This is a genomic window from Type-A symbiont of Plautia stali (assembly GCF_059731155.1).
In genome coordinates this window covers 3221267-3234112 of sequence record NZ_AP035891.1, presented here as the reverse complement: position 1 = coordinate 3234112, position 12846 = coordinate 3221267, and the positions used below count along the sequence as shown (strand labels likewise).

The 12846-nt window shown below is 55.0% G+C and carries 12 protein-coding genes and 2 pseudogenes; 12 read left to right on the top strand and 2 right to left on the bottom strand.

Annotation, left to right across the window (positions count from 1 at the left end):
* Positions 1–44: 44 nt before the first annotated feature.
* The 12 genes and pseudogenes from AC6I8M_RS17165 to AC6I8M_RS17110 all read left to right on the top strand — a co-directional run bounded on the left by AC6I8M_RS17165 (position 45) and on the right by AC6I8M_RS17110 (position 8753).
* Complete coding sequence (locus AC6I8M_RS17165) at positions 45–368, top strand: hypothetical protein (protein WP_498013449.1); 324 nt, start codon at positions 45–47, stop codon at positions 366–368.
* A gap of 185 nt (positions 369–553) precedes the next feature.
* Positions 554–892, top strand: a complete 339-nt coding sequence (locus AC6I8M_RS17160) for a hypothetical protein (protein ID WP_498013450.1) — start codon at positions 554–556, stop codon at positions 890–892.
* Complete coding sequence (gene terL / locus AC6I8M_RS17155) at positions 889–2499, top strand: phage terminase large subunit (protein ID WP_498013451.1); 1611 nt, start codon at positions 889–891, stop codon at positions 2497–2499. The genes AC6I8M_RS17160 and terL overlap by 4 nt, the downstream gene beginning before the upstream one ends.
* A gap of 9 nt (positions 2500–2508) precedes the next feature.
* Positions 2509–4029: a tail fiber protein gene (locus AC6I8M_RS17150; RefSeq protein ID WP_498013452.1), complete on the top strand. Its 1521-nt coding sequence runs from the start codon at positions 2509–2511 to the stop codon at positions 4027–4029.
* On the top strand, positions 4029–4670 hold the full coding sequence (locus AC6I8M_RS17145) for a tail fiber assembly protein (RefSeq protein ID WP_498013453.1): 642 nt from the start codon (positions 4029–4031) through the stop codon (positions 4668–4670). Before AC6I8M_RS17150 ends, AC6I8M_RS17145 begins: the two co-directional genes overlap by 1 nt.
* A 138-nt stretch (positions 4671–4808) precedes the next feature.
* Complete coding sequence (locus AC6I8M_RS17140) at positions 4809–5054, top strand: hypothetical protein (protein ID WP_498013454.1); 246 nt, start codon at positions 4809–4811, stop codon at positions 5052–5054.
* Positions 5051–5581, top strand: a complete 531-nt coding sequence (locus AC6I8M_RS17135; RefSeq protein ID WP_498013455.1) for a lysozyme — start codon at positions 5051–5053, stop codon at positions 5579–5581. The genes AC6I8M_RS17140 and AC6I8M_RS17135 overlap by 4 nt, the downstream gene beginning before the upstream one ends.
* Positions 5578–5949, top strand: a complete 372-nt coding sequence (locus AC6I8M_RS17130) for a hypothetical protein (protein ID WP_498013456.1) — start codon at positions 5578–5580, stop codon at positions 5947–5949. The genes AC6I8M_RS17135 and AC6I8M_RS17130 overlap by 4 nt, the downstream gene beginning before the upstream one ends.
* Positions 5946–6209 (top strand): hypothetical protein, encoded by a 264-nt coding sequence (locus tag AC6I8M_RS17125; protein ID WP_498013520.1) that lies wholly within the window; start codon positions 5946–5948, stop codon positions 6207–6209. Before AC6I8M_RS17130 ends, AC6I8M_RS17125 begins: the two co-directional genes overlap by 4 nt.
* A gap of 373 nt (positions 6210–6582) precedes the next feature.
* Positions 6583–7425 carry an IS3 family transposase gene (locus tag AC6I8M_RS17120; protein ID WP_022537112.1) on the top strand — a complete coding sequence of 281 codons (843 nt, stop codon included), beginning with the start codon at positions 6583–6585 and terminating at the stop codon, positions 7423–7425.
* Positions 7426–7701: 276 nt separating this feature from the next.
* Positions 7702–7866: pseudogene (locus AC6I8M_RS17115) on the top strand (YegP family protein); the annotation flags it as partial.
* A 230-nt stretch (positions 7867–8096) separates the two neighbouring features.
* On the top strand, positions 8097–8753 hold the full coding sequence (locus tag AC6I8M_RS17110) for an epoxyqueuosine reductase QueH (protein WP_010616758.1): 657 nt from the start codon (positions 8097–8099) through the stop codon (positions 8751–8753).
* Positions 8754–8798: 45 nt separating this feature from the next.
* Here the strand turns inward: AC6I8M_RS17110 and AC6I8M_RS17105 are convergent, their stop codons facing one another.
* Together AC6I8M_RS17105 and mgtA are read right to left on the bottom strand one after the other, a co-directional pair.
* Positions 8799–9449 carry an SDR family NAD(P)-dependent oxidoreductase gene (locus AC6I8M_RS17105; RefSeq protein WP_010616759.1) on the bottom strand — a complete coding sequence of 217 codons (651 nt, stop codon included), beginning with the start codon at positions 9447–9449 and terminating at the stop codon, positions 8799–8801.
* A 180-nt stretch (positions 9450–9629) separates the two neighbouring features.
* Positions 9630–12353, bottom strand: a pseudogene (mgtA, locus tag AC6I8M_RS17100) (magnesium-translocating P-type ATPase).
* Positions 12354–12846 lie beyond the last annotated feature (493 nt).

The following is a 12846-nucleotide window of genomic DNA, read 5'->3' as shown; positions in this document are numbered from 1 at the left end:
GAGCATTTAGCGGGTAACCCATTTTCTCGATAAAAGGAATAGCTATGTATAGCGATTTGGGATTAATTACTGCACTTATAGGAATTTCAGTAAGTACATTGCTGGCGCAAACAACAAAACATCAGTCTGTAAGTCTCGCTGCTGAGGTTTTAAGCATCCTTAGCATTCCGTTATGCATAGCTTTAATTTGGAGAGCGGCCTTATCTTTAGGTTGGTGGACTATTCTGGCCTTTGTTGTTGTATCCCTAGCATCGGGTACGTTGTCCGCTATCTTGGCTCGAAAAGGAATGGTGTATGTACTCTATGCAACTCAGTCACTACAAGGAATAGCGGTCATACTGTGCACGGTACTGGCTTGGGCGTACTGACAAGGAAGGTTATTTGGTGTTTCGGGTGCTTCCTGGTTTCTACAAGTAGAAACTGTCTTGACCTAAGCCCAAATTCGGGCTTAGGTCTTCAAGTTCAGAAGAAGGCAGCAACGACCGCAATAGTCAGAAAACCGAACGCTCACCCATAGCATCGTAGCCTCATGTTTATCATGGGGCTATTTCTTATGCATAACGATCACAAAACCCGCCTTTCCGTTCTGAGCGACAAGCTCACCGATACCGTGCTGACTGAAGCCGATCCCGATAACTGGCCCGGCGCGGGCAAAGCCATCGACAAGCACACCAAACAGGAGCGTGGCGATCGCTACTGGTTCAAGAAGAACGCGGCGGCCACACTGACGCTGTTAACCAAGGTGCATACCCTTATCGGCATGCATACGCGCGGCGGTACCCCGACAGCCGAGGGGGAAGACGATGATGATTTTGGTTTAGGGCAGAGGGTCGCAGCCGCTGAACGGGAAGCAGCGGCCATCATTGAGCGGTTACAGAAAGGGAAAAAATGATGTCCTTTGTCGCCTTCTTCATCATGTGGGCGGAGCGCATGAAGTGGGCGGTGCCGGAATGTCATTACCGTGCCGTTAACTGGCTGGAGCATCGCGGCGATTTGGCGGTGCTCCGCTGCTTTCGTGGCTTTGGTAAATCGACCCTCCTCGCCGTGTATAACGCCTGGCGGTATTACCGTGACCACACCTACCGTATTTTGCACCAGTCGGAATCCGATGGTACCGCGTATAAAACCAGCCGCGACACACAGAACGTCATCCGAAACCATCCTTTGACGCGCGGCATGCTGCCGGACGGACAAGGCACCGTAGAACAGTGGTGGGTAAACAGCGCGCTGGACAGGCGAAACGCCAGCATGTACGCCAGGGGCATTCTTTCTAACGTCACCTCTGCCCGCGCCGACGAGTGCCAGAACGATGACGTGGAAGTCCCGAAAAATATCCAGACGCCGGAAGCGCGCGAAAAATTGCGGTCTCGGCTCGGGGAGCAAACGCATATTCTGGTACCGGGCGGACGCAAGCTGTATGTCGGTACCCCACACACCCATGACAGCCTTTATGACGAGGTGGAAAAATTGGGCGCTGACTGTCTTACCATCAGGCTGTTTCAGCATGAATACCGTCTCGAGGAAAAGGACGCCAGGCACAAGGAATACGCGTTACCGTTCCGGCCGGAATTTGTTTTTGCCGGGATTTACCACGGGGCGCGACTGCTGGTGGAGGGGAGCGATTATCTGTTGAGCGCTGACGGTATCGTTTTTGCCGAAGCGCCGGACATGCTGATCGACTGTTACGCCGGGTGTGCGTGGCCGGAACGGTTTACCCGTGACGAAATGCTACGCCGTCGCCGCGAAACGCGCACCATCAACGAATGGGACAGCCAGTATCAGCTTCACAGTAAGCCGGTGGGTGATGTACGGCTCAATCCTGATCGCATCCGTGAATACGCTGTGCATCCTGAAATCCGCCATGCAAATGGCGTTTGCGCTATGTGGCTGGGTGGCGTGCAAATCGTCGGCGCGGTCGCCTGGTGGGACGTGGCCACAGGAAAAGTTAAGGCAGATGCCAGTGCCTTTTCGTTGATGCTGACCGACGCGCGCGGGCATTTGTATTGGCAGGTGTGCCAGGCGCTGACCGGAGATCTGGCAAAATTCGATGATAATGACAAAATCACTGGCGGCCAGGTGGTGCAGATACGCGACCTGGTCATCAGGTACCAGATACCCCGCGTGGTGGTGGAAGTGAACGGCCCCGGCAGCTTTGCCGGAAAACTGCTACGTCAGGCATTGAAGGGTAGCGGGTGCGGCGTTCAGGAAGCATTTAGCGTCACCAACAAACAAAAGCGTATTCTCGATGCGTTCGAGGCTCCGCTTTCCTCTCGTTTCCTGTGGGCTCACAGCGATGTGCTGGACGGCCCCATGTATGACCAGATGCGCGATTTCAATCCAGCGGTTGCCGATCAGCCTGATGACTATATCGACTCAGGCGCGGGGGCAATTAGTCAAACGCCGGTGCGTATCGGTAAATTGGTCGGGAAACCGAACGCCACCCGTCGGGATAATTGGCACCCCTACGATGGTGAAATCATGGTCGATACTGACTATTAAGGCGAAGGTATGGCAGTCCCTGATCAAACCCCCTACAACATCTATACCGCAAACGGTGTAACCACTGTTTTTCCTTATGAATTTTATCTGATCAATGCAGGAGATTTAACCGTTTCTCTGGATGGTGAGGTGGTTTCCACAGGGTTTACCGTGACAGGGATTGACAACGTTAACGGCGGCGAGGTCACATTTTTAACTCCCCCGGCAAATAACGTTATCGTCATGATTGAGCGTGTTGTCGCGCCGGTGCGCCTGACGGAATACCAGGATAATGGCGATTTACTGGCAGATACCGTTAACCTCGATTTTGATCGCCTGTGGATGGCGATAAAGCAAAGCTTTGTTTCACTCGGCTTTGCATTGTTACGGCCTGTTTCTGGTGGCCCGTTCAGTGCAAAGGGGTACCGCATTGCCAGTCTTGCCGACCCGGTAAATGATCAGGATGCGGCCACAAAAGGCTATGCAAATACGCTGGATAAAAAAACCAATCAGCACATTGAAACGTTAAACAACGCGACAAACCATCGCGCCCTGCGCGTGCCTGAAGCGGTCATTTCCCCTATACCTGATGCGGCCACACGTGCCGGTAAGCTGCTTTCCTTTGATGCACTGGGGGCACCCATTGCGGCACTACCGCCTGCCGGAACTGCCGCCGATGTGCTGACCGAACTGGCGAAATCCGATGGTGCGACGAAGATCGGCAGTCAACAGCCTGACGGTAAAAGCGAAACGGTACAGCAGGCGTTAAGCGCCATACGTAAAGCGGTTGAAAACAAATTAGATATCGGCGGCGCTGTCAATACGCTGGTATCCCGTGGCCGGGTTCCGGCATTAAGTGGCAACGATCAGGGTGCGTCCGGTATCCAGATGTATGAGGCCTACAACAATGGTTATCCGACCCCTTACGGTAATGTCATTCATCTCAAAGGCGCATCGTCTGGCGGGGAGGGTGAATTGCTGATGGGCTGGAGCGGTACCAGTATCACTGGTGCTCAAGCCCCGGTTTATATTCGCAGCCGTCGGGATGTGGGGGGTGCGCCCTGGTCTGCCTGGGCGCAGGTTTGCACCGCCGATGAACTGGCGGGTATTCCGCTGCCGTTCCCGGGCGAAGTTCCCCCTTCCGGGTGGCTGAGATGCAACGGGCAGGCATTTAACAAAACAGCCTATCCGGTTTTAGCCTCTTTCTACCCCAGCGGCAACCTGCCAGACCTGCGCGGCGAATTTATCCGCGGCTGGGATGATGGAAGGAAGGTTGATACCGGGCGTGCACTTCTCTCGGCGCAGGATGATGCGATGCAACCGATAACGGCAAAATGGGCTATGGACGATATGACGGCGGGTGGAGATATCGATTATCCCCCCTCCGGGGCCTTATACATCGACAGAACCGCGAAGGTCAATTATGACGCGGCATCAACACGCCACAGAGGTGGCGCACGCGGGGTATTTGATTCATCGCGCCAGACGCGAACCGCTAACGAAACCCGCCCGCGCAACATCGCCTTTAACTACATTGTGAGAGCAGTATAATGAGCAAATATTCAACAGATATTGAAACTGCCGAATTAGGCGAAGACGGACTCAGCAAAAAGGCTGGCTGGATCATTGTCTATCATGTCGATCAAGACACGGGGGAATACTATTGCGCCACCATGGAATACCTCATGCCGGGCGTAGGTCTCCCCGCCCACAGTTACCCCGATAAGCCAGAGTTACCGCCGGACGGCCAGGCACTGCGTCGCACGGCGGATGGCAGGTCGTGGGAGCATGTCCCCGATTATCGGGGTCAAACCGTTTACAACACCGTGACACGGGAAGCCTCGACTGTCACGGCGATGGGTGAGCTACCCGAAGAGGTAACGCTACTGGCTCCGGCAACGAAATTTGATACCTGGAACGGCAAGCAATGGGTAACAGACAAAGCGGCCCAGCACACAGCAGAATTACAGGCTGCACAGCAGGCGGCACAACAGGAGTTAAGCTCACGTCTTACCGTGGCGAATGCGCGTATTCGAACGCTGAGCGATGCGGTTGATCTGTATATCGCAACAGAAGAAGAGACGGCATTACTCACCGGGTGGAAAACCTACCGCGTGCTGCTTAGCCGTGTGGATATCAGCAAAGCACCGGATATCGACTGGCCGGAAGCGCCCGAATCAGGCAGCGCGTGATTCAGCCACTGCAACGGCCTCATCAGCAATCAGCCTTTAGTCAGGAAACCGAACGCACAACCGAAGAGCATACGCATTACCAACTGACACGGGATGCGTATGCGAATGAATGACAAAGGGTCATACTTTTGGAGCGGGTTGACGGGCGTACTGGCGGCGCTGTCACTACAGGATATTATCTTTGCCGTCGGTGCAGTTTTTACTGCAATCTTCACTGTCTACACCTGCCTCTCAAACGACAGAAAAAACAAGGCGCTCGCATCGGAAGCCCGGCGACAAACTGACATTCTGGAACAAATAGCCGAGGGTAAGCGCAACGTAGATCCTGACGTGCTTGTCGAAATAATTACTCACCTGCAAAAAACATTAAGAGAGCAGAAATGAGCGCCTTAAAGACGCGGCTAAGTGCCGTCATTCTCGGGCTCATACTGGCTGGCGCTCCCGCATCGGTTATTCTTGACCGGTTTCTTGATGAAAAAGAGGGCAACCATTTAATGGCATACCCGGATGGTGGTGGTGTATGGACGATTTGCGGTGGTGTAACGCGGGCAGATGGCAGGCCGGTAGTGAAGGGCATGAAGCTGACCGCTGAGCAGTGCGCAAAAATTGATGCCGCAGAGCAGAAAAAGGCGCTCGACTGGGTGGAGCGCAACGTTAGCGTGCCGCTCAACGACCCTCAGAAAGTCGGCATTGCCTCATTTTGTCCGTGGAATATCGGCCCGGCTAATTGCTTCACCTCAACGTTCTACCGCAAATTGAATGCAGGCGATGTGATGGGTGCCTGTAAAGAGATTAAGCGCTGGATTTGGGACGGTGGCAAAGATTGCCGGGTGCGTTCCAATAACTGCTATGGACAGATTGAACGGCGCGAGCAGGAATCTGAGTTAACCTGCTGGGGGCTGGATAAATGAATGCAGCCGTACGAGTTATTGTTTTCCTGCTGGCGCTGGCGACCCTCGTCGGCACAGGTGTCTGGCTGGCGGCGCACCATTACCAACCCACCATTGATAAACTCAATAGGTTACTGACTACCTGCAAAACAGAGAAACGCCAGCAGGATGCGGCAATCTCAGCCCAGAATAACGGTGTGGCGGCGTTAAAACTTTTGGCTGACCTGCGAGAAGCCAGCGCGAAAGCAAAGCAGGAGGAGGCCCGCAAATCGGCACAGGCGGACTATGCCGCCGCCAATACCGTTCTGTCTGAACAAACCCAGGGTGAGGCATGCGCGGCTGCATCAGCGGCATTTAATGACGAGCTACGGCGGGAGCGCTCGAAATGAAGCGCGTAATGCTGGTGGGAATTTTTCTGCTGGCCGGATGTGGTGAAACGCCGCGCCCGGATCCTGTTTATGTCGAAGTGAAAGTACCCGTGCCGGTACCGTGCAAAACTGCCGATGTATCAAAACCCGCCTTCGTTGTTGACCAGTTAAAAATCGGGGCCCCCATTGATCAGCAGATGCGGGCGCTACGAGCAGAACGTCACCAGCGTATAGGCTACGAGAAGGAATTAGAGGCGGCGATTTATGCGTGTCGTGATTAATAGGTTTCAATCTTCGAAAAAGAACCGTACAGGACGCTTAAACCAATGCGGGTACTTAATTGGGTACATTAAATATAAATAAATATAATTTTATTTAATATCAATATATTGTTGTTTTAATTTAGCTCCTACACGACCCAACAAATTCAGAAAAGAGCGCCCACTAGGCGCTTTTTTCGTTTCTGTGCGCCGATGTCCGGAGTGCAGGATTCGAACCTGCTGCAGGTTCGACTGAATCGCCGGGAGCGATTCAGGCTGATGCGCCAGCATCACCCGCAGGGCGAGGCCCCGGATGGGCCGATGAAGTGGCACACTAAATTTGGCCACCTGAACAGAGGTGATATGCTCACCTCAGAACAACACAGGTGCCATAATGAAAAAAAGAAATTTCAGCGCAGAGTTTAAACGCGAAGCCGCTCAACTGGTCCTTGATCAGAACTACACCGTTGCAGCTGCGGCCAATGCTATGGATGTGGGTCTTTCTACCATGACGCGATGGGGAAAACAGTTGCGGGATGAACGACAGGGCAAAATACCTAAAGCCTCCCCTATAACCCCGGAACAGATTGAAATACGCGAGCTGAAGAAAAAGCTACAACGTATTGAAATGGAAAACGACATATTAAAAAAGGCTACCCACCGGTATAAACGTGGTGGTCATGAACACATCGTTATCCCGAATCGCCTTGAGCGACAGTTCGCAGTGACAGAGCCTAATCAGGTGTGGTGCGGCGATGTGACGTACATCTGGACAGGCAGGCGTTGGGCTTACCTCGCTGTTGTTCTCGATCTGTTGGCAAGGAAACCGGTAGGCTGGGCAATGTCATTCTCACCGGACAGCAGGCTGACCATCAAAGCGCAGGAAATGGCGTGGGAAACTCGCGGTAAACCAGCCGGAGCGATGTTCCACAGTGACCAGGGTAGCCACTATACAAGCAGGCAGTTACTGTGGCGTTGCCGGATCAGGCAGAGTATGATCCGACGTGGAAACTGTTGGGACAACAGCCCGATGGAACGCTTCTTCAGAAGTCTGAAAAACGAGTGGGTGCCAGTGACAGGTTATATAAACTTTAGCGAAGCTGCACATGCGATCACAGACTATATCGTCGGATATTACAGCTCGCTAAGGCCGCATGACTATAACGGTGGGTTACCCCCAAACGAATCGGAAAACCGATACTGGAAAAACTCTAAAGCGGTGGCCAGTTTTAGTTGAACACTTCAAAATGAGTATAACTCCGGCACATTTGAGCAATTGCACATCAGTGACCATTCACTTCAGTTTCGTTTTATCGGTGATTATATCTGGAGCCTGAAACTGGAAGAATCACCGAAATTCCAGCTGCCATTTTTCAGCGATCCGAAAGGTGTCTCCCGAAGTAAAGCATTTACCCGATTCATGAACATCACGGCTTTACCCGCGTGATAAACACGAATTCATTACCCCAAAAGGCCGCGATGCGGCCTTTTTTGTGCCTGCCAGCAACCGAGTAAGAGTGATACAGCATCGTCACAGAAATACTGGTTTGTGCTTAAAGCCAGCAACGGAGAAAACATCGCCACCAGCGAGATGTACAGCTCTAAACAGGCGGCGGAAAACGGTATCCGCTCGGTGCAGCAGAACGGTGCGTCGACCATCATTCACGATGAGACCTGACTTCGCGCAGCCTGCGCAGTGATGCGCAAAGCTGGGTCATTGACCCTGCAATAATCTTTGCCCTGTCTTAGCGGCGCCATTTATTGCGCGATGAATCGCGTCGCTACGCATTCCGGGCGAGCGGTTGCCACGCAGTACCACAGGCCCTCTCCCTGAAACGTCATCAGCTTTGCATCGGCCGGCCTTTGCCCCTACACTTGCCGCATCGTCCTTAACCATTAATTAAATTTATGTCCGATACATTTCAACGCCAGCCGCTGCCCTTGCCCAACGGTCATAATAAAGTGCTGCTGCACTCCTGCTGCGCTCCCTGCACGGGAGAAGTGATGGAAGCGATGCTGGCATCCGGCATCGATTACACCATATTCTTCTACAACCCGAACATCCATCCGCTGAAAGAGTACGAGCTGCGCAAAGAGGAGAACATCCGCTTTGCCGAGCAGTTTGGCGTGCCTTTTGTTGATGCCGATTACGACAAAGACAACTGGTTCGAGCGCGCACGCGGCATGGAGTGGGAGCCGGAGCGCGGCGTGCGCTGCACCATGTGTTTCGACATGCGCTTCGAGCGCACCGCGCTGTACGCGCATGAACACGGCTTCCCGGTGATCACCAGTTCACTTGGCATTTCGCGCTGGAAAAATATGCAGCAAATCAACGACTGCGGCGTACGTGCGGCGGCGCGCTATCCGGATATGCTGTACTGGGAGTTTAACTGGCGTAAAGGTGGCGGTTCGTCGCGCATGATTGAGATAAGCAAGCGCGAACGCTTCTATCAGCAGGAGTATTGCGGCTGCATCTATTCGCTGCGCGATACCAACCGTCACCGCGTGGCGAGTGGTCGCGAACGTATTGAAATCGGCGTGCAGTACTATTCGCCGGATGAGTAAGAAAAAAACCTGCTGGCGCTAACCAGCAGGCTAATCATTACCAGTTCAGCAGCTGGCCGCGGTAATCCACGTAGTGGTGGCCGCCACGCCCGCTAAACTGCTGCAGCTGTGTGACCATGCCCTGCGCACTCTCGGTGACGGTGATATCCGCGCGCCCTCACCGCCCATGTCGGTTTTTACCCAGCCCGGATGCAATGACAGCAACGTGCTGCCCTGCTTGTGCATCTGCGTCGCCAGCGAGCGGCTCAACATATTCAGCGCCGCTTTGCTGGCCGAGTAGAACGGCATCGCCGCGTCACGGTTCTCGTTGAGGCTGGCGAGACGCGACGTGGTCAGGCCCAGCACGCTCTGTTTATCGTGCAGCAGCGGCAGCAGGCTCTCCGCCAGGCGCACCGGCGCCACCGCATTGGTAAAGAACAGCTCGCTGAGCTGCGCATCGTCCACGTCGCGCAGCTGTGACGCGTGCGGACCAAGAATCCCGGCGTTAATCAGGATGCGATCAAAGGGTGCGTCGCCGAGTTGCCGGACCAACGCCGCACGCTGCGCGCCATCGGTGATATCCAGCGCCAGCCACTGCAGCTGCGGATGCTGAAACGAAACCGCCGTGGAACGGTAGGTGGCGGTCACCTGCCAGCCCTCCTGCAGCAGCAGCTGCACCACGGCCAGGGCAATGCCTTTTGACGCCCCAATAATCAATGCTCGCTGTTATTGGCTCATCTGTCTCTCGCTGGTTGGTGTGCCACGAAAAAGGGCAGGATACCCTGCCCTGTTGTCCTTATCGGAACACTAACGTTAGCACGACGATGACCACCATAATTATCAGCAGGTGGCACACCGTTTTATCCAGGTTGCGTTGTTTCATCGCGCCTCCTGCACTCAGAACCACTGGCCAAAGTGCTTGATGTACAGCGTTTTCATGCCCTGCGCCACCAGGCAGTAGCCGAGCAGCGTGGCCAGCAGCCACGGGAAATAGCTCCATGGCAGCGACACCAAGCCGACCATCGCGCCGAGCGGCGAGAACGGCAGCAGAATGCCGGCAATCATTACACAGGCGGTGATCAGCAGCACCGGCAGCGCCGCGCGGCTCTGGATAAACGGAATCTTGCGCGTGCGCAGCATGTGCACCACCAGCGTCTGCGACAACAGCCCTTCCACAAACCAGCCGGACTGGAACAGCGACTGCATCGCTGGGGTATTCGCCGCGAACACGTACCACATCAGCGCAAAGGTGGTGATGTCAAAAATTGACGACGTTGGCCCAATCCACAACATAAAGCGTTTGATGTTGCGCGCGTCCCATTTGCGCGGTTTGCGCAGGAACTCACGATCCATTTTATCCCACGGCAGCGCCAGCTGTGACAGATCGTACATCAGGTTCTGAATCAGCAGATGAATCGCCAGCATCGGCAGGAATGGGATGAACGCGCTCGCCACCAGCACCGAGAACACATTGCCGAAGTTCGAACTGGCGGTCATGTTTAGGTACTTGATGATGTTGCCGAACGTCTCGCGCCCCTTCATCACGCCCTCTTCCAGCACCATCAAATCCTTTTCCAGCAGGATGATGTCAGAAGACTCTTTGGCGATGTCCGCCGCGCTGTCGACCGAGATCCCCACATCGGCGTCACGCAGCGCGGGCACATTATTGATGCCGTCACCGAGAAAACCAACCGTATGGCCCTGCTGCAGCGCACGCAGAATGCGTGACTTCTGCAGCGGCGTCAGTTTGGCACAAACACCGAGCTGCGCGCCGCGACCTGCGGCAGCTGCTCATCGCTCATGGCAGCAATCGCCTCGCCGGTGAGGATCTCGCCACAGTCGATGTCCACCTGCTGGCAGATGCGCGCCGTCACCACCGGATTGTCGCCGGTCAGCACTTTGACCGTTACGCCGTTCTCGTTCAGCGCGGTAATCGCCTTCGCCGCACTCTCCTTCGGCGGATCGGGGAAGGTCAGCAGCCCTTCGATGGTCAGCCCCTGCTCATCCGCGACGCTCAGCGCCTGTTGCAGGCCCGGCTCCGCCAGCGCGCGGCTGGCCACCAGCAGCACGCGGAAGCCCTGCTGATTGTACTGATGCGCCAGCGCCAGCAGCTCCGCGCGACGGGTTTCATTGAGCGGCTGAATCAGTTTGCCTTCGCGTTCGGCGCTGGCAATGCTCAGCATCTCCTTGACCGCTCCCTTACAGATCAGCATCTGCTGATTGAGGCGGCGGTCACGCACCACCACTGAAACGCGACGACGCACAAAATCAAACGGCAGCTCATCCACTTTGCTGTAGTAGTCGCTCATGTCCGCGCTGATGCATCCTTTGCCGTAGCGCAGGATGGCGCGATCCATCAGGTTAGGCGTGCCGCTCTGGTAATGGCTGTTGAGCCAGCTCAGCATCAGGACGCGCGAGTTCTCTACCCCGGCACAGTCGAGATGGTGCTCAAGGATGATGTTATCCTGCGTCAGCGTGCCGGTTTTATCGGTACACAGAATGTCCATAGCGCCGAGGTTATGGATCGCGTTCAGGCGTTTGACGATCACTTTACGGCGCGACATGGCAATCGCCCCTTTGGCCAGATTCGAGCTGACAATCATCGGCAGCATTTCCGGCGTCAGTCCCACCGCCACCGCCAGCGCGAACAGCGCGGCATCCAGCCAGTCGCCTTTGGTCAGGCCGTTAATCAGCAGCACCGCCGGCACCATCACCAGCATGAAGCGAATCAGCAGCCAGCTGACGCTGTTCACGCCGCGATCGAAAGCGGTTTGTGTGCGGTTACCGACAATCGATTTCGCCAAGCTGCCGAAGTAAGTTTCCCCGCCGGTCGCGACGACCACCGCTTTGGCGCTGCCGCTGGAGACGTTGGTGCCCATCAGGCATACGCTGCCCAGTTCCAGCAGCGACGCATCTTTGTCGCTGGCGCTGGCCTGCTTGCTGGCCACGTGGCCGGTGACGTCATATTTCTTCACCGGCAGCGATTCGCCCGTCAGAATCAGCCTGGCTGATAAACAGATCGCGTGAGTCGAGCAGCCGCACATCGGCTGGCACCAGCTCGCCCGCCGAGAGATAGATGATGTCGCCGGGCACCAGGCTGGTGATGTCCACTTCCTGTTTCTGCGGCGCCTGCTGTACCGATTCCCGGCGCAGCACGGTCGCGGTGGTGCGCACCATAGATTTCAGCGCCTGTGCCGCTTTGTTGGTGCGGAACTCCTGCCAGAAGCGCAGCAAACCACTGAGCGTTACCATCGTCACAATGATGATGACACCGGTCAAATCGGTCTCCTCGCCATGTCGCAGCGGCATCCAGTAGTCGGTGAAGAAGCTCACCAGCGCTAGCGCCAGCAGCACATAAATGAACGGATTATTGAAAGCCTGTATCAGCTGCACCAGCGCCGGTGGCGCTTTATCATGCTCCACCTGATTGCGACCATAAATCTGCAGCCGCGCTTCCGCTTCGCGCTCGACCAGCCCCAGCGCATCGCTGCGCAGGCGCAGCAGCGTTTCGTCGGCGGTAAAAGCGGCTTCGTCTTCAATCAGATTGCGTGCGGTTTTCTGACGTGCCGGACGTACGGTGTTCCAGGCTTTTTTTTCCTGGTTGAGTTTCATGTCAGTCATGATGACACTCCTCGTTTATTTTTTACGGCAATAACGATCCCTGCGCGCCAGGCGCACAAGCCGAAAGCATTAATTGTCACGGCGTGACCGGATCAAATTAAAAATAACCTGTCGGGAATTTCCATATTACCTCCCGGAAATAATGGGCGAAGAAAGTCGCTCGCTGAATAACGAGTGAAATAACATAATCCTGGATAACGCTGCGCGCAGCAGCAGCCTCAAGCGGCTTAACGCGCAGGGAAGCTCAGCACGCTGAAGATCAGCGCGCGCATCGAGGTGGAGAAAAAAGTGCGTTTAAAATCATGTGCATGATGCTATTCCCACGGGCATCATGCCCGCTGTAGTGTTATTATCAGGGAACAATCATCATAAAGAGGTGAGGATTGCTGCCCGCCATGTTGGCAAGCAGCGACAAAAGAATTCGCGAGTCAGCTTGCCTTGTATTGCCATCGATAAGGGTGACTGTCCAACTGAATTCTCCTGTGTGAAGTTG

What these genes read in the sequence shown, in the direction of transcription:
- AC6I8M_RS17165 (WP_498013449.1), top strand. Translation starts at nt 45, where the DNA reads ATGTATAGCGATTTGGGATTAATTACTGCACTTATAGGAATTTCAGTA.
- AC6I8M_RS17160 (WP_498013450.1), top strand. Translation starts at nt 554, where the DNA reads ATGCATAACGATCACAAAACCCGCCTTTCCGTTCTGAGCGACAAGCTC.
- terL (WP_498013451.1), top strand. Translation starts at nt 889, where the DNA reads ATGATGTCCTTTGTCGCCTTCTTCATCATGTGGGCGGAGCGCATGAAG.
- AC6I8M_RS17150 (WP_498013452.1), top strand. Translation starts at nt 2,509, where the DNA reads ATGGCAGTCCCTGATCAAACCCCCTACAACATCTATACCGCAAACGGT.
- AC6I8M_RS17145 (WP_498013453.1), top strand. Translation starts at nt 4,029, where the DNA reads ATGAGCAAATATTCAACAGATATTGAAACTGCCGAATTAGGCGAAGAC.
- AC6I8M_RS17135 (WP_498013455.1), top strand. Translation starts at nt 5,051, where the DNA reads ATGAGCGCCTTAAAGACGCGGCTAAGTGCCGTCATTCTCGGGCTCATA.
- AC6I8M_RS17130 (WP_498013456.1), top strand. Translation starts at nt 5,578, where the DNA reads ATGAATGCAGCCGTACGAGTTATTGTTTTCCTGCTGGCGCTGGCGACC.
- AC6I8M_RS17125 (WP_498013520.1), top strand. Translation starts at nt 5,946, where the DNA reads ATGAAGCGCGTAATGCTGGTGGGAATTTTTCTGCTGGCCGGATGTGGT.
- AC6I8M_RS17120 (WP_022537112.1), top strand. Translation starts at nt 6,583, where the DNA reads ATGAAAAAAAGAAATTTCAGCGCAGAGTTTAAACGCGAAGCCGCTCAA.
- AC6I8M_RS17110 (WP_010616758.1), top strand. Translation starts at nt 8,097, where the DNA reads ATGTCCGATACATTTCAACGCCAGCCGCTGCCCTTGCCCAACGGTCAT.